Annotated in this window: 9 protein-coding genes; 6 read left to right on the top strand and 3 right to left on the bottom strand. The window is 41.9% G+C overall.

Features of this window, described 5'->3' with window-relative positions; genetic code table 11:
- Positions 1-31 precede the first annotated feature (31 nt).
- Together Q0954_RS04855 and Q0954_RS04860 are read right to left on the bottom strand one after the other, a co-directional pair.
- Positions 32-6,934, bottom strand: coding sequence for a T9SS type A sorting domain-containing protein (locus Q0954_RS04855; RefSeq protein ID WP_299454396.1), 6,903 nt, complete (start codon positions 6,932-6,934; stop codon positions 32-34).
- A 210-nt stretch (positions 6,935-7,144) separates the two neighbouring features.
- Positions 7,145-8,389 (bottom strand): DUF1501 domain-containing protein, encoded by a 1,245-nt coding sequence (locus Q0954_RS04860; RefSeq protein ID WP_299454398.1) that lies wholly within the window; start codon positions 8,387-8,389, stop codon positions 7,145-7,147.
- A gap of 280 nt (positions 8,390-8,669) precedes the next feature.
- Here Q0954_RS04860 and Q0954_RS04865 point away from each other — a divergent pair, with 280 nt between their 5' ends.
- From Q0954_RS04865 to Q0954_RS04875, 3 genes are all read left to right on the top strand, one after another.
- On the top strand, positions 8,670-10,358 hold the full coding sequence (locus Q0954_RS04865; protein ID WP_299454401.1) for a DUF4157 domain-containing protein: 1,689 nt from the start codon (positions 8,670-8,672) through the stop codon (positions 10,356-10,358).
- Between the two features lie 9 nt (positions 10,359-10,367).
- Positions 10,368-11,366, top strand: a complete 999-nt coding sequence (locus tag Q0954_RS04870) for a hypothetical protein (protein WP_299454403.1) — start codon at positions 10,368-10,370, stop codon at positions 11,364-11,366.
- A gap of 146 nt (positions 11,367-11,512) precedes the next feature.
- Positions 11,513-12,820 carry a cobyrinate a,c-diamide synthase gene (locus Q0954_RS04875; RefSeq protein WP_299454406.1) on the top strand — a complete coding sequence of 436 codons (1,308 nt, stop codon included), beginning with the start codon at positions 11,513-11,515 and terminating at the stop codon, positions 12,818-12,820.
- 85 nt (positions 12,821-12,905) lie between these two features.
- Here the strand turns inward: Q0954_RS04875 and Q0954_RS04880 are convergent, their stop codons facing one another.
- On the bottom strand, positions 12,906-13,325 hold the full coding sequence (locus Q0954_RS04880; protein ID WP_002699139.1) for a nucleoside-diphosphate kinase: 420 nt from the start codon (positions 13,323-13,325) through the stop codon (positions 12,906-12,908).
- Positions 13,326-13,503: 178 nt separating this feature from the next.
- Between Q0954_RS04880 and Q0954_RS04885 the strand changes: the two genes are divergently transcribed.
- From Q0954_RS04885 to Q0954_RS04895, 3 genes are all read left to right on the top strand, one after another.
- Positions 13,504-14,526: a bifunctional oligoribonuclease/PAP phosphatase NrnA gene (locus tag Q0954_RS04885; protein WP_299454414.1), complete on the top strand. Its 1,023-nt coding sequence runs from the start codon at positions 13,504-13,506 to the stop codon at positions 14,524-14,526.
- Positions 14,520-15,434 (top strand): FKBP-type peptidyl-prolyl cis-trans isomerase, encoded by a 915-nt coding sequence (locus tag Q0954_RS04890; RefSeq protein ID WP_299454416.1) that lies wholly within the window; start codon positions 14,520-14,522, stop codon positions 15,432-15,434. Before Q0954_RS04885 ends, Q0954_RS04890 begins: the two co-directional genes overlap by 7 nt.
- Positions 15,435-15,728: 294 nt before the next feature.
- On the top strand, positions 15,729-16,646 hold the full coding sequence (locus Q0954_RS04895; protein WP_299454419.1) for an FKBP-type peptidyl-prolyl cis-trans isomerase: 918 nt from the start codon (positions 15,729-15,731) through the stop codon (positions 16,644-16,646).
- Positions 16,647-16,651: the final 5 nt, after the last annotated feature.

Consider the following 16,651-nt stretch of genomic DNA (forward strand, 5'->3'; position numbering starts at 1 on the left):
GCTATTTTGATTTTATTTATTTTGGTTGATATTATTTTACCACAATTTTAGATTGATAAGTTTTCCCGTCTATACTTACCCTCAACACATACATTCCGGCCACTGCCGAAGTGGGCACAACAAAACTTTGACTACCTTGACTATTCAAACTCACTGTTTTTACAATGGTTCCCTGCATATCAAGTAGTTGCGCTTTTAACGCGCTTTGGCTAGATGCATAGGGCAACTCTAAATTTACAACCCCTCCCCTGCTTATAGGGTTGGGCGTTGCTTTTATATACATTGGCTTCTCAATATCAGCTTTAATTACTTTAGTAAAACGTTTGAGGTCGTTTTCATCTACCTGGCGTAAGCGGTAATAGTTGGCACCTGATACGGGGGTTTGGTCTACAAACTCATAGTTTTGTACTCCTCTACCGTTGCCTTTACCCGTTACTTGCCCCAAAGTAACAAAAGTTTTGCCTCCGTCACGGCTCGCCTGCACCTCAAACCTTGCCACTAGTTCTTCATTATTGGTTACCCATTGTACCACCACCTTTTGGTTGTCAATTGGAGAGGCTTTGAGCTCTAAAAATTGAATCGGTAAAGCGATGAAATTCCAGGCAAGGGTAAAATCTCCATTACCCAAAGAAGAAAAGTCAAAATCAGCATCAGGTCCGGTAGACTTTACCGTAAATTGGTTATTATTGATGTTGGTAGTGCTTCCTTTGGCATCAGTCCATTCGGTAGACCCTACAGTATAGCCCGAACCGCCATTGGTAATATTAAATCCAGTAACGCGCCCGTTGGCATCGGTAATGGCGGTGGCGGTAGCATTGACCGTAGGCGAACCACCTGTAATATTTACTGTAGGGTTTTTATACCCTGTGCCCTGGGCAGTTACTTCCAAAGCCGTGATGACACCACCCGCTACGGTAGCACGCCCTACCGCTCCTGCACCGCCTACCGTCACCACGGGCGGATAAGTAGTATTATAACCAGAACCGCCATTGCTGATGGTGAACCCAGTAATGGCTCCACTTCCATTTACACTTGCTACCGCTACCGAAGCACCTGTACCTGGGTTGATACCATTGTTTTGGCTGCCTCCCCCTCCAATCGTGATAATGGGTGGATCTGCCATACTATAGCCCGAACCTCCATTTGCGATGTTCATTGCGGTAATCACACCGCCAGTGATCACAGGTGTAATGACAGCTCCTGTGCCTGGTGTGCCATCGGTAAGCGTAACCGAAGGGTAGCCATCACCCTCCCCTTTTTTGTCTGCACCGCTGTCTTTGAGTATGGTAAGCTCTCCCAAAGATGCAAAAGTGATTTCTTCCAGTGAAGTACCAAACAACCACGGGTTAGAAGCCCCTCCGGTATAATCGCCACGTTCTGAACCAGCATCAAACGCCAATTGTATTTTGGCTTTATCAATGGTAATATCTGTTCCACCATTTTGCAAAACAGGCGAATTAGTATTCGGATAAAGCCCTTGAGTTACCTTCCAGTGGCGACTACGCGACACATAGTTTGCGTTGGAGCCTGCCGGGATCGTTCGGTTGGCAGCGGGTGATTCAAACTGTTCCATGACCATCATTAAGAACGACCCGTCTGGAATGGACACATTGGTAGACCTTACACTTAACTGAATACGTCGGTTGGCATTAGACCCTCCAATATAGATATCGTTTTTACCAATAGGATAAAACTTAAAGTTACTTGAGGTAGTCGCATTAGAAAACAAATGAGCACAAGGGCCATCAATATAACTTTGGTTAGTAACTAAAGGAATGTTACTATTGTCACCAAAAATCAACTCTTTATCTTTGGCAGTCAGTATTTTTCCATTTTTAATGTCTAACTGAGAATTGATTTGCATACGCGAGCCCGTTTGCAATATGCCAAACGGCTTTTGAACAATTACACTATAAAACTCTTGTAGTTCATTCAAGGGTTCTCTGGTAACACTTTGGGTAGTCGAACCTCCGTTACCAAACTGAACCGTCCCTTGTTGAGGATCAAAAGCACCACGATTCACCCAGTCACCTTCCAGGGTAATCTTTCGGTTATTGTTTGAAGGACTTAAAGATGCCCCATTTTCAATCGTCAGATTACCTTCTACGTATAAGTCAGATCCTAAATCGGTGATTCCCTGACTAAACAAGACCGTTGAAAACCTTGAACCTCCGCCATTGGTAATAGTACGGGTAAAGTTTTGATCAAAATCTACTGTCATAGCACTTGATCCAGGGTTAAACGATCCATCATTATTCCAGCTCCCGCCTACTTTCATGGTAAGCCCCACATTGGGGTTAATTGTCACATCAGACGAGATAATCACATTTTCTAAAATGGTGACGTCTTTAGTCATATTTACTACAATCGGCTTTCGGGCGTTGGTAGAGTTGGGGTCGGGCAATAGAGACTCTATGGTCAAGCTTCGGCAAGTAATGGCTTGCACCCCTGGGTCAAGGTCTAAATCAATGACAAAGTTAGCGGGAGCTACTACATCTGGTGGTCCATTTACTACGTTCCACTGCAATTGTAACAAGTCATAATTAATAATCACCTTATCGCCAGGACCTGGTACCCCATCGGGTCGCCAGTTTTGCGGGTCGCTCCACGAAGTACCCGTAGATGAAGGTCCCCCATCCCAACGCTTTACTCCTTCGGTTCTCCACACCACCATACTGTCAGTAGTGGCAATGCCATCGGGATTAAAAGTATTATTGGGTGTTCCAGCAGCTACCGCTGTTACAGTAGCTTCATTGTCGTAGTCTTCTCCCGAAAAGGTGCCCAAAGCATCCTTCAGTATCATGCGTGTATACACACTGTTCCCGGTAGCAGTTCTTTTAATATTATAAGGCACCACGCCTCCATTGTCGTCAGTAGGCTGTTTCGGAAACACTATATTATAAATAGTATCTATTCGGGGGGTAGCCACATAGTCGTGGGTTACTCCAGCAGGCAATGCACTAGTGTAAGCGTCAGGCGACGATGTACTAGTGCTGATACTGTATTTGTCATTAGTAGCCCTATAGGTAGTATAGTCTCCAACAATGGTAATAAAAGCTCCTCCATCAATCCCATCGGTAAATATTCCATCACTAAAGGTTGCCACAGGATACACCAAAGCAGTAGGCACGACTACCTGATTTATTGAGGTAGCGGTCAGGTAAGCATCTATTGACGCCGCAGTAGAAGGGGTACCCAATCCAGCTACTGCAGTCAAGTCTACTTTAGGAGTGGCAGTATAGCCTCCTCCAGCGCTGGTTACATTAATATTTGTAATAGTTCCGCCAGCTACTACAATATCTATAGTAGCATTGGGTGCGCCGCCAGGTACACTATAGGCGTGGGTTCCGTTATTGTAACCTGCTCCTCCCGAAAAAATCACGACTTTATCGAGCGATGTAGCAGTCAAAACAGCACTACCAGTAGCCCCTGAGCCTCCTCCGTTAGATACAATCACTACTGGAGTTTGGGTAAAGTTGCTGCCACCGTTGGTTTTAGAGTAACTAGTCACTACATCGGCAGTTCTGTTAGAAGTAAAAACAGCTCCTGAACCACCACCACCAGTAATGGTTACATCAGGATCGGTAGTATAGCCGCTTCCACCACCACCATAAGTGATGGTACCGGGGCTTTCAGATTTGGCTGTACTTTCTAGGTTTACTCCATTGGCATCCATAGACTCTATCAAATAATAACGTGCTGATATGGTACCTTCGACATCAAACCTAAACCGCCCGGTGGCTCCTTGACGAGTAAGCTTGGCGTATTTTTCTGCCTCGCCAATCAGCGTAAATTTGCCTCCATCTCTTACTCTCAGCCTTTCATTAGCCTCCATTGCCAAGGTTCCTCCTCCTTTCACGCTTAAGATACCTCCACTTCGGATAATAGTTTTACTAAAATTACCTGTCAAACCATCTGGAATATTGAGTTGACAATCATTGTAAATATCTAAACGGGTAATAATAGTGAAGTTGTCTACAAGGTCATACTGAGTAACCGCCCCTAAACCATACTTATCATTGAAATTGACAGTTGTAAAGCTTTGCCCATTGGTTCTTATCTGACGGGTAGTGGTGTTGCTTGGTTCGAAGTTGAAAGAGCCATTTCCAGCGTTTGCCATTGTTCCTCCAGTATTCAACCAATTCCCTTCGACAAAGAAATCGCTATTCCAGGGATAAATATCTCCTCCAGTTTGTAAAAAATCACCTTTCACTCTTATATCTGATCCTCCAGCGTTCCCTCTAAATATTCCTCCTTTTACTTCCAAGTTACCATTGCAGGTAATGGCTCCACCGGAATATACATCCCCGGTTTTCGAAGCAGCCACCTCAAGTGTATACAACTCCTCTCCCCTCATAGTTACCCTTTGACGCTGCCCCCCCACACAAGCTAAAATAGAGGTACCTGCGTCGAAGGTGGCTGTATTGTTATTAAAATTGATGGTTCCACCTATTTCTACCCTACACTGGTTAGGCGCAGCATCACTGTGTATATCTATTCTTCCGTTATCGTCTACCATAAAGTCGAGCCCCACTTGCAAAAGTGTTACCCCAGAATTAATGGTGAGTCTGCGATTGGTTCCTGTTACCCCATTCCAGTGAAAATTGACCCTAAGCGTGCCTTCAATATGGATATTGTTAACATCTAACTCACAATTTCGGGTGGCGTTCTCTGGGATAATGACATCTACCGTTGTGTTGCCGGCAGTACCTGGTACAAAACCCAATGCTCCCCCTACATCGTCCAACCAGTTGGCCGCGTTATTCCAAGAAGTCGATACACCTCCCTGCCAAATACAACGGGTATTGGTAATCCAAATAATTCTATCCGGGTCACCGGCATCATTATATGTGCCTTGGTCAAAATCTTCACCCACTCCGCCCGCAGCCGAACTACCTATAGCATTAGTCATTTGAACCGTCCCATTACGATTGTTTCTTACTACCGAGTTGCCAGTCCCTCCTCCAAAAAAGAAGTTATCTATAGTAATGGCTCCATAGCCGTCTCCTGTACCATCATCGGGCGAATTGGCAGTAATGGGGATATCCATATTAAGGGTAAGATCACCAGGCAAACGCGAATAACTAAAGTTATTGACTGGATCGAGTGTAGCTCCAAAATAGACCTTAAGCCCCCCACCACTGTTGGTTCCTCCTGTAGTATTATCAGTGGCAGTTCCGGTGTTCGCCAAGGCATAGTCATTGTTATTGGTACTCATCTGAAAGAAATCGCCATAAATTACCGAAATGTAACAACCACTGTATACCGCAAATCTATAGGTGCCAGTGTCGCCTCTACTAAAAAATACTGGCCCAGCAGCAGAGCCTGAAATAATAATGGAGCCTCCTTTACGCCCCCGTACAATCACATCGTCGTGCATACGAAACTCCGCATTGGACTCTGCTTTCAGGGTTCCAAATGCATTGAGTTCATCATCAGGGTTATCACCCACCAATAGTTTGTTAGAGAGTAGGTTAAAAATTGTATTTTTGTGAATGGTAAGGTCTCCTACTACTCTCACTCCAGACGCAAGCTCTACCACATTGTCAGTTTCTACCCCGCCTGTTACATCCCCGGTAACATTGTCGTTGTCTAACACTACCAGGCGAGGCAATAAAATACCTGGTCCTTCAGTTCCTTCATCGGCAGCATCGTTGAGCAAAGTAGCCCGCCCACGAATGGTTTGGGTGGTTACTACCCCGCTAGTAACACCATTCATAATCAGCCAGGGGCGTTGCCCATCGTTTCCATTGGTGTTGGTAGTAATAGTAGATACACCTACATAAAATCCACGTCGGTCAGCAGGCGTATTGCTGGGCGTTTCGGTATTTTCGTCAAATAAATCACCACCAAGGTGCAAAGCAAGACTACTGGCAGTAGCTCCTGTATCAAATAAATCTATGCTCGCTCCATTGCCACTTCCTAAAGGTCCCGCATCCGATACTGTCAAGTTGCCTCGCACACTAATATCAGCATCAGGTAAGTTCCAGGAATAGCCTCTAGGGTGGGTAGTAGAGCCATCAGCTACTGTAATAGCCGAGGTGGTAGTCACCACATTTTTTACAATGAGCGAACCACTAATAATGGTAAGGTTGCCCGTACCTGTTACTACTAAATCTCCATTACTTGTAACCACCCCTACGTATATAGGAGTAGCGGGTGAGGTATTGTTGGTTACAGTCGCATTGCTCTCTTTAGTAACCAGCATTTCGTCTACGGCATTACTTACATATAATTCTTGATCTGTAAAAGCATTGGTACCAGGAGAGGTGTTAAAAGTGGTGTACACCGTATAAGTATTGTCGTAGCCATTATTATTGGTATATACCGAATTGGTTGCTTTACGAAAGTCAATGATTACTTTTCGGTTGGTAAAACTTGTTTCTTTAGATATCCGACTATTATTGGTATAGTTACCTCCTACTTCTATTACATTCTCACCTTGTTTGATAATAAAGTCACCATCATTGAGAAAATTACGATTTACTCTTATTTCTTCAGTGTTTCCAAGGTAAGTTCCTCCACTGTTAATGATAAAATCATCTGCTACCTCTAAAAAACGTGCTTCAAGGCTTAAGCCTTTGCCTGCAATATTGAACAGTCCTGCATTACTTTCAATAGTAATAGATTTGGCTCTGGGCAGGTAATTGTTAGCGCTAGGATCTTGAATCTCAATATAACAGGGGGCTGTTCCACTTTTTATAATTACGGTAGTGTTCTGGTCAGGAATACCTCCGGGGGCGGTTCCTGATGTAAAGTTCCAGTTAGCCGCGTTAAACCAGCTATTGTCGGTCAGAGTAGTAAAAACTCCTCCAACTTTAGTGGTATTTACTGTAGGTGCCCACTCGGCCACCTGGGCATAACTCCCGTAGGCAAAAAAAAGCGTCAGGTATAATAAAACCCCTGACTTTATCAATAAAAACTTGCATCTCATAGTTCTAAATTATCTAATAGGCTATACTCACACCAAAGAGTAAAACTGTAATCCAAATGTTCGTAAGAAAAAATAGCTGGCTTAAGCTGTATGTTTAACTATACGTTTATATATGTTGTTTTAAACCCAAAAGTAAACCGCCAATCTCTTGTTTTTTTTACGAACTATGAGCCAAGTTGTTCTTGAATATATAAAATTGAATTGATTTAATTAGACAAAACCAAGCGGTTGGTAAGCATCAAAACCAGGAAATATTTGAGCAAGTTGTTGGCTTGCCATACGTTTTTGTAATACCTCGCTCAATACGGAACGATAATCAGTCGTCACATCCAAGTCTACCCGCTTGTCTAATTGTTCGGTAGCCAATCCTGGCCATTTACCATATATTTTCCCCCCATTTACATTACCTCCCAAAACTAAAGCAACGCCCCCATGACCATGGTCAGTTCCATTGCTCTTATTGGCTTTAAGCCTACGCCCAAACTCACTCATAATCAACATAGTAAGCCGCTTTTGATAGTTGGTTACATCTTTATAAAACGCAGACAATGCCTGGGACAAACCTGCGACCTTTCGGGGAAAGTGAAAGGCTTGATTTTCGTGGGTATCCCAACCACCCAGGCTTACGGTGGCTACCTGTAGCCCTACACCCATTTTTATAATTTGTGCTACCGTTTGTAACGATTGCCCCAAGCCTCCATCTTTCCACCTATCAGGGTATTTTACTCCATTGGACGGCTGGTACTTTTTACGCCTTCCTTTACTATCTTTTGCTATTTTTTTATTAATATAGTTCAAAGTTTCAATGGTCTGCTGAGCGGTTTGAGCAAGCAACGAGTCGCCCTGATACATCGTTTTAAGAATACCCAGGAAACGCGGGTCACCATTTACTTTAAAGTCTTTCACACTTTTGATAGACGCTGCCTGATTGCTGCCAATAAAAGAGGCTGGCAGGTTGGTTTCGGCCGCCATTGCGGGCAACATTCCCTCTAGCTGAGCAGTTTGCAGATAACGGGTAAGCCAGCCATCTTTGCTGTTTTGTTTTTGGTTAACTCCCCGCTCTATCATATCCATCGCATCAAAGTGGCTACGGGTGCCATTGCTTAACCCACAGGCATGTATAATTGCCAGTTGATTGCTTTGGTAAAGTTCGTGCAAGGCATTGGCTTTGCCATGTAGTCTAAAATCTTGATTTGCCCAACTATTTTTCAACCTCAATCCCTGGTTTTTCCCTTGTTCGGTTACTCGTAAAAAAGCGGGGCGAGCTGCCACATAATGACGATCATCTACAGGCGCCACCAGATTGAGCGCATCGCAACCTCCGCGTAAAAACACAAATACAAAGATATCTTTTTGGGCATTGGGTTCAGGAGCAAAGGCAAAGCTTTCTAACTGGCTACCTGCCATAGCAGTAATGGCGGCGCTACAGCCTACAACAAATTCACGACGATTCATTTTTTATAACTTTGGTTAATGAACTTGTTTAAGGTTTAGCTTCGCTGAGCTTGCCCTAAAGGGCTGCGGTTCTCCAAATGATTCAAAAATTTAATTTTTGCGCTCAAAGCATAAACATTAAACAAATTCTATAAATGCTTATTTAACAATTAATATACGTATATTTATAACCTCATTGCAATAAAGCACTGTGGTTTCATAAAAATACCTTCACTTATTTGTCAAGGTTTTGGATCGAGCCACGTTTTATACAAACATATTGTTTTTTAAACACCTACACATGCACTATATCTCAAGAACTGATCACGAAAAACCTACTACAACAAATACAGCTACCCAATCGACTACAACTCCTAACAGTGCTCATTTGCCTATTCAGCGTAAAGCTGGAATGCCCCCGCTGAAACAAACTAAAGAAGGCGCCCAACTTCCTATACAAACTAAAATGAAACCTCATGAGGCAAAACAACTGCCAATACAACGCAAAGCCAAATACAACGAGCACCAGGTAAAAGCCAATGTAAGCGCTCTTACAGGTACTGATGTATCGGATGCTCAAGTACATTATAACTCCGATAAACCGGCACAGCTTCAGGCAGAAGCTACTGCCCAAGGTACACAAGTTCATTTGGCACAAGGCAAAGAGCAACATTTGGGACACGAGCTGACTCATATAGCACAACAAAAACAAGGAAGGGTGCAACCTACCATACAAGCCAACAATGGGCAAGGCATCAACAACGACCCAAAACTTGAACAAGAAGCCGATAAAATAGGTGATTTAGCAATGAAAGGTAATACTGTACAAGCCAAAAAAACAATAAGTAATAAGCCTGGCCGCTCAAATAATCAGCCCATTCAACGCTATATAAAATACAGATCTAAAGATCAACATAAACACCCTTCAGAAGATCAATACAATGCGATGCATGCCCACGAAAAAGATCCAAAACCTTATAGTGAGAAAGACAAGAAACGTTATACCAAACAAATGGATAGTTTTAAGACAAAGTATGACAAGCAAGTTGAAAAAGGAAAGGTAAAAAAGCATTATAAGCGTAGAAAAGAAGGGTGGCGACATCCACAAAGAAAAGGGCTTTTTGTGTCTAACGACGGACGTATGGCAGTAGAAGACAAAGGCGCTTCGTCTGTTCAAGCTTGGGCTGACAAAACGCTTGTGCAACAGTCTAACACGATACTCAAGAGCAAAAAATCGCACATCGAGCTTCAAACCCAAACATCTGACCTGGCAATAGGTAGTGTTCCTGGAACAGATACCCCCAACCCTCATAAAAGTGATTTTATGAAAATAAAGCCAGTGCACACCGCAAAAAATGGCACTAAACGAGACATGACCGACCCTAAAAATACTGAAAAAAGAGAGTTTGGCGCTTACAATTCCAGTCAGCCAGAAGATTTTTCAAAAAAATTGAAATTCAGAGATTGTGGACAGGCCAATGCGCTTATTTTGGGTTGTTATCAAGAAAACGGTGACCTGTTCAACCGAGTGTATAAAAGCAAAGATGGGGCGATTACTGTAGTGACCAATAACCCAACCGCCACCATTCAAGCATATATTCAAAAGGTAATGCAGGCGGAATTCCCTAAAAAACCTGAATACGCTGATAAAGCAAAAGCTTATGAGGCTTATGAAAAACTTTCGGACAGTGAAGCCCAAACTATTGACCAAAAATATGGCTTAAATGCCGCAGCTCGCCCTGACTTGGGAGAAGGCATTACTGCTGTTTCGGCTGAGTACAGTACAGATAAAACAGGGTATAACTATCACTTTGCCGCCAATGTAGTACAAAGCAGTGATGCAGGAGACTATATTGCTTGTGAAGGACTGGCTGATAATCCTGAGTGGTACTTTGCGATGTATGGCACAAATAAAGGGGAGTCATTTCACGAAAAACAAAAAAGTGTAGTTCAAAATCCTCATATTTCTACCATTGTAGACAAAGAATAACTTCAGGATATGACAATTCTTAGAACAAAAATAATCATTGTCTGGTGGCTACTTAGTCTATCTGGTATTTGCCTGGCACAAAAAACAAAACACCCATTTATGGTTTGTCAGTCTCTCTCAGAAATACAAGCCCATTCGGGCAAAACAATACACGTAGTAGGACAGTTAGCCCGATCGTACCGTTTGCCTCAAGCTCCTTATATATTGCTACTACCTAACAAAGAGTGGATATTTTTAGGCAATGATACCGTTCTAAAAGATGTTGATACAAAACACGATTTTATATTAATAGAAGGAACAGTAAGTTTTCAGAATACTGCATTTAACCTGGCAAAGTTTAGAAATACTCCGCTTAGTCCATTACTTACTCGTTATATAGACCCTGAGCTACAGGAAGAAAAACCTGCCCAAGTAATTCAAAATCAGCCTTATTTTAGTGCTATAAACAAAATACAAAGTATTGCTACTTGCACTACTCCCCAAGATCTCAAGCAACACTTGGGGGATTGGGTAGCTTTGTTTGGGAAACTCTCGACAGATAAAGCCAATAACCTACACTATCAATCTGCATCGTGGGCGTTTCATCTCCCCTTAGCTGCGCCTCCCGTTCATTGCCAAGATAAGTTAGGCATAGTCTTCGTTAAGTTTGACCAACCAAATACTCCCCCATCAAAAATACTCAGCCATCGGGTACTCCCGACATGTCAATCGGCAGAAGACATTAAAGCCCACCTGGGCGAAATAGTGGCACTATCAGGTAAAATAAAAAATAAAAAAATAAAAGGCGTCTCCCATGCATTGTTGAAGACCAGTGCTCGTACTTGCGTGTATTTTTATAACCCACCTCCTACGCTGAAACTCAACAACATGACAGGCAAAAAAACGCAAATGATTGTTTGTCTGCAAAACTACGATGCCCCTACTTTTTTTCAGTTATCGTTCCACTTTAACCGCCCTTCGTTGGGGCAAAAAGCCTATGTGTCAAAAGTGTTCTGGTGGGATTTTTAGTTTTGTGTCAACACAATCACTATGACACACTCTTTTTACCAATACTTACTTCATCATCCTTCTTTATTTTTGCAAAACAACTTCAATTCCTTGTATGTTTGTACCTGTATTTTACTACTTACATTCATTTGCTGTTGCTGATCGTTATGAAAAAGCCTCAATTTATCGTTGCCGCTCCTACCAGCAATGCAGGCAAAACCAGTCTTACCCTAGGGCTATTACGTGCCTGTAAAAACCGAGGCATTGACATTCAACCTTTCAAATCGGGGCCAGATTATATAGACCCCATGTTTCATCAACTTGCCTGTCACAAAACAGGCATCAATCTCGACTTATTTATGATGGAGCAAGCCCACTTAAAAGCAAACTATACCCATTGTATGCAAGTTCCAGAGGTGGCCTGCATAGAGGGCGTCATGGGGCTATTTGATGGGTCAATCAAAGCCGAAGGAAGTACTGCTTCGCTTGCCAAATTGCTTGATATACCAGTAATATTGGTAGTTGACGCCCACGCAGTAGCTTATTCGGTAGCCCCATTACTCTATGGATTCAAAAATTTTGACCCTGGCTTGAATCTGGCAGGAGTAGTGTTTAACCGGGTAAACAGTGAAAGTCATTATAGATTTTTGACTGATGCCTGTCACGATGTAGGTATTGCCCCTCTAGGGCGTTTACCTTTTTTAAGCCATTGTGAAATTCCTTCGCGACACTTAGGGTTATCTATAGACCAGCTCCCCCAATACGATGGGGCAATTGACGAGTTTGCCAAAGCAGTAGAGCAACATGTACCTATTGACCCACTTTTAGACTTGTGTATGCGACCCATTGAACCACTCCAGACTACCCCACCTCCTCCCTTGGTATCAACAATGAAAATAGCTGTCGCCAGAGACGACGCGTTTAACTTTTGTTATCAGCAAAATATAGATGCCTTTCGGCAATTAGGCAAAATAGTGTTTTTTAGCCCACTGCATGACAGTGCCCTCCCTACTGCCGATTTGGTGTATTTGCCAGGGGGGTATCCAGAATGTCATCTGCAAGAATTGGCGGCTAATGACGCCATGCAACAAAACATTAAAGAATATGTAGAAGCTTCGGGGCGTATTTTTGCCGAATGTGGGGGTATGATGTATTTGGGCAAGTCTATTATCGATGAAACCGGTAAAACTTTCAAAATGACGGGAGTTTTTGACTTTAGTACCAGTATGCTACCCAAAAAACTCAAGATGGGCTATCGACGCATATATATGAACGGAACAGAACTGAAGGGGCACGAGTTTCATTACTCTACAATAATCAATGATGAAAATATCACGACAATTGGTAGGATAGGCAATGCGCGTAATCAAAAAGTTGATAGCCAACTATACAAATACAAAAATGTATTGGCCTCTTATATTCATTTTTACCTAGGCGAGACAAGTCAGTTACAACATTTATTAAGTACCATTTAATGCTTTTTTAGGGCATTAAAAGCAAAAAACACTCATTGCCATTACAGCTATGAGTGTTTTTTGTAAATATTTTGGTAGCAGCTTGTTAGTATTGATCTACTGCTGAAAAGAAGAAAGCACCTTCGATAGCGGCGTTTTCGTCAGAATCAGATCCGTGAATAGCATTTGCCTCGATAGACTTAGCAAATAATTTACGGATAGTACCTTCTGCAGCTTCTGCAGGGTTAGTAGCACCAATAAGCTTACGGAAGTCTTCTACTGCATTGTCTTTTTCCAAAATCATAGGAATGATAGGACCAGAAGACATGTAGTCGCACAACTCACCATAAAAAGGTCTTTCTTTGTGAACTTCGTAAAACTTCCCAGCGATTTCCTTAGTCATCTGGGTCATTTTCATAGACACAATGCGGAAACCCGCCTCTTCAATCATCTTAATGATTGCACCACTATTACCAGCCGATACAGCATCGGGCTTAATCATTGTATAAGTTCTGTTGTTTGCCATAACAGTAAAAAAATTGACATTTTTTAATCTTGGGCAAAATTAGAAACTTTTTTTTTACCACTACCCAAAAAGGTGAAAAGGTGGAAAAATTTATTGTTTTAAAATCTTTTGGACTATTTTTGCATCCTATAATTTAGATTAAAGCAACTGAACATTTATCTCATTGGAGCAATAATCAATGCAACACATTGAAGGATTCAAAGAAATGATGAGCACCCCTCAGACCATAACAATTATTGCTCATCATAATCCAGATGCTGATTCTCTTGGTTCATCATTAGCACTGGCCAGCTACCTCAAAAAGAAAAACCACCAGGTACAGGTGATAAGCCCCAGCAATTACCCGGTTTTTTTAGATTGGATGACTAATAGCGATGACGTAATCATTTACTGGTCGAAAACCCACAACTTGTGCCAAAGGTTGATTCAACAAGCTGATGTGGTATTTTGTATAGACTTTTCTTCTTACAACCGTTCACACGACCTAGAACCTTTTATTAAAGAGGCTTCGGGTAAAGTCGCTATCATAGACCATCACCTTGAGCCAAACATCAAAGCCGACTACCAGCTATGGAATGTAAAGGCAGCTGCTACAGCTGAGCTCGTTTATGATTTTATCGTAATGATGGGCGACAAACACCTGATAGACGTAAGAATGGGTGAATACTTATACGCAGGGCTCGTTACAGACACCTCCTCTTTTAAACATCCCTCTACCACCAAAAAAAGCCACTTGATTACGGCCGAACTGATGGACTTAGGCGTAGAAACCAACCGTATACAACGCTTAATCTATGACAATAACTCGGAGAGCAAGCTTAAATTCTTAGGATATGCACTTCGTGAAAAGCTCACTGTACTACGTGACTTCAGAACTGCCTACTTTACTATCAGTGTAGAGGAACAAGAAAGGTTTAACCATCAACCTGGCGACACTGAGGGGTTGGTAAACTATGCTTTGTCTATCACTGGGATATTGTTTGCTGTCATTATTATAGAAAAACCCGATGTAGTGAAACTATCTTTTCGTTCAGTAGGCGAATTTGCCGCCAATGAATTTGCCCGCAAGCATTTCTCAGGTGGAGGACACCAAAATGCAGCAGGAGGAGTGTCTTCATTAAGTATGGAAAAGGTTCAAGAAAAATTTTTAGGCTTATTGCCTGCTTACAAGGATCAATTAATGCGACAAAAAATATGGTAAATAATCATTGGTACAATTGGATCATAATTTTTGCCTGTGTGGTCGCAATAACGGCTTGTGCGGACACACCACAAGAAGAAGGCAAAACCCAAAATGGCTGGGTAAAACCCCGTGCGCCTAAACAAACCAAGTCAGGAATTAAATACCAAATATTTGTAAGGGAGAAAAATAGCGTAAAAATACAAAATAACCTGTTGGTAACTTATCATCAGGTAATTAAAAACCACAAAGACTCTACCCTTAACAGTAGCTATTTGAATGGTGTAAAAAAACAAATTCCTTTCAAAAGCCCCTACTTCTCGAATTACTACAAAGAGATGTTTCAACTGCTTGCTGAAGGCGACAGCGCTACTTTTTGGGTACCTTGCAAGTTATTGACTACCACCAAAAACACTCCTCTTCCTTATTTTCTACAACAGGATAAAGAAATCCAATATACTGTTAAAATACTAAAAGTAGAAAGCAAAGAAACTATCAAAAAAAACCTGGAAAAAAACAAACAGGCGCAACTGGAGATTGAAGATAAATTGATTGCTAACTTTTTAGAAAAAAAAAAAACATTTACCCCTAAAAAAACCCCTTCTGGGTTGTATTATTTTATAGAGAAAGAAGGCAAGGGCAAAAAACCCAACACCGGAGACACTGTCAGTGTTCACTACGTAGGGAAATTATTAGATGGCACCGTATTTAGCTCTATACAAGAAGGTGAAACCTTTGAATTTCCCTTGGGCCAAGACCCTCCAGCAGTCATTCCTGGTTGGGAAGAAGCAATCACTCTTATGCACAAAGGTTCACGCGGAACTTTTATCTTCCCTTCACACCTGGCTTATGGTACTAAAGGCTCAAGAGATGGTGTACCACCCAATGCAATAGTGGTATTCAATGTAGAGTTAGTCGATGTTAAGTAACATGTTCGCAATAATTGTCCGATTTAGAATAAATCCGCTTTACTGCCTTTCGTTACCCCGGCAGTTCCGCCGGGACTGTAAGTTTTTATTGCCCGTAGCGCTGCCCCGAATCAAGTTCAGGGTTCAAGCTCTACGAGCGCAAAAACCGATAGCTGTTTATAAATCCTGATTCATCGGGGCAGCTTTGCCAAAGGCTAAATGCCTCAGTCAGTTGTGCGTATTTGTCCCAAAAACCAGAAACTTATTTTGAACACGTTACTAAGTAGAATCATTTTTTTGTGAGAAAGTTAAATTATGAGACAAAGTATTTTATTAGTTGTAATTGCCTGTGCAAGTATTTTTATCACCAGTTGTAAAACTTTTGAAGATGAAACAGAAGACACTAGGCAACTCAGAGAAAACGAACAGGCTATTCTTAATTATTTAAGTACCAATAACCTAACAGCAGAACAAACTGATCAGGGTTTATATTATGTAATCACTAAAGCCAACCCTGAGGGTCAGGCAGCCACCTTAGGGAGTAAAGCTGTCCTGCATTATGTGGGCTCTTTGCTAAGCGGCACTGTAATAGACAGTACTTCTTCTTTCTTTAATGAACCTAGAGAATTTATATTTGATGGTAACCCAGATGGCACAAAGGTATTAACAGGCATAGAACTTGGCGCAGTAAGACTGAAAGAAGGCGAGCAAGCTACCCTTTTCATTCCTTATAACCTTGCTTATGGCAGAGCAAGTCAAGGAAACATCCCGCCTTATTCTGTAGTGAAGTATGAGATATCTTCGTTTGAAATAAAAACCGAAAGAGAGCAAATGTTAGAGTTTGCAGCTGCCGATTCACTTACTTATATAGAAAGAGACTCCCTATTTACTGCTCACATCATTCAAGCTCCTGACGATAATACAACACTCCCCAAAGCGGGTATTGACAGTAATGTAACTGTAGCATATACAGGGCGTTTTCTAGACGGAACTATATTTGATACTAACGATAACTTCACCTTTAACCTTAGGGCTAAAGATGCTGATAACAGTGAGGTAATCAATGGTTGGAACATTGCCGTAAACGGGATGCGGGTAGGAGATAAGAAAGTGGTACTTATATACTCTAACCTTGCTTATGGAGCCTCTGGCAGTACCGATAATAACAATAACATTGTCATTCCTCCTTACAGTATAATATGGTTTGAGATAGAACTTAAATCAGTTAATTAATTATT

It is taken from the genome of uncultured Microscilla sp., from assembly GCF_947493425.1.
In the GTDB taxonomy this organism is placed as follows: Bacteria; Bacteroidota; Bacteroidia; order Cytophagales; family Microscillaceae; genus Microscilla.

Bases quoted from the DNA above. Each gene is read 5' to 3' on its own strand.
- Q0954_RS04865 (WP_299454401.1), top strand. From the start codon at position 8,670: ATGCACTATATCTCAAGAACTGATCACGAAAAACCTACTACAACAAAT.
- Q0954_RS04895 (WP_299454419.1), top strand. From the start codon at position 15,729: ATGAGACAAAGTATTTTATTAGTTGTAATTGCCTGTGCAAGTATTTTT.
- Q0954_RS04875 (WP_299454406.1), top strand. From the start codon at position 11,513: ATGAAAAAGCCTCAATTTATCGTTGCCGCTCCTACCAGCAATGCAGGC.
- Q0954_RS04870 (WP_299454403.1), top strand. From the start codon at position 10,368: ATGACAATTCTTAGAACAAAAATAATCATTGTCTGGTGGCTACTTAGT.
- Q0954_RS04855 (WP_299454396.1), bottom strand. From the start codon at position 6,934: ATGAGATGCAAGTTTTTATTGATAAAGTCAGGGGTTTTATTATACCTG.
- Q0954_RS04885 (WP_299454414.1), top strand. From the start codon at position 13,504: ATGCAACACATTGAAGGATTCAAAGAAATGATGAGCACCCCTCAGACC.
- Q0954_RS04890 (WP_299454416.1), top strand. From the start codon at position 14,520: ATGGTAAATAATCATTGGTACAATTGGATCATAATTTTTGCCTGTGTG.
- Q0954_RS04880 (WP_002699139.1), bottom strand. From the start codon at position 13,325: ATGGCAAACAACAGAACTTATACAATGATTAAGCCCGATGCTGTATCG.
- Q0954_RS04860 (WP_299454398.1), bottom strand. From the start codon at position 8,389: ATGAATCGTCGTGAATTTGTTGTAGGCTGTAGCGCCGCCATTACTGCT.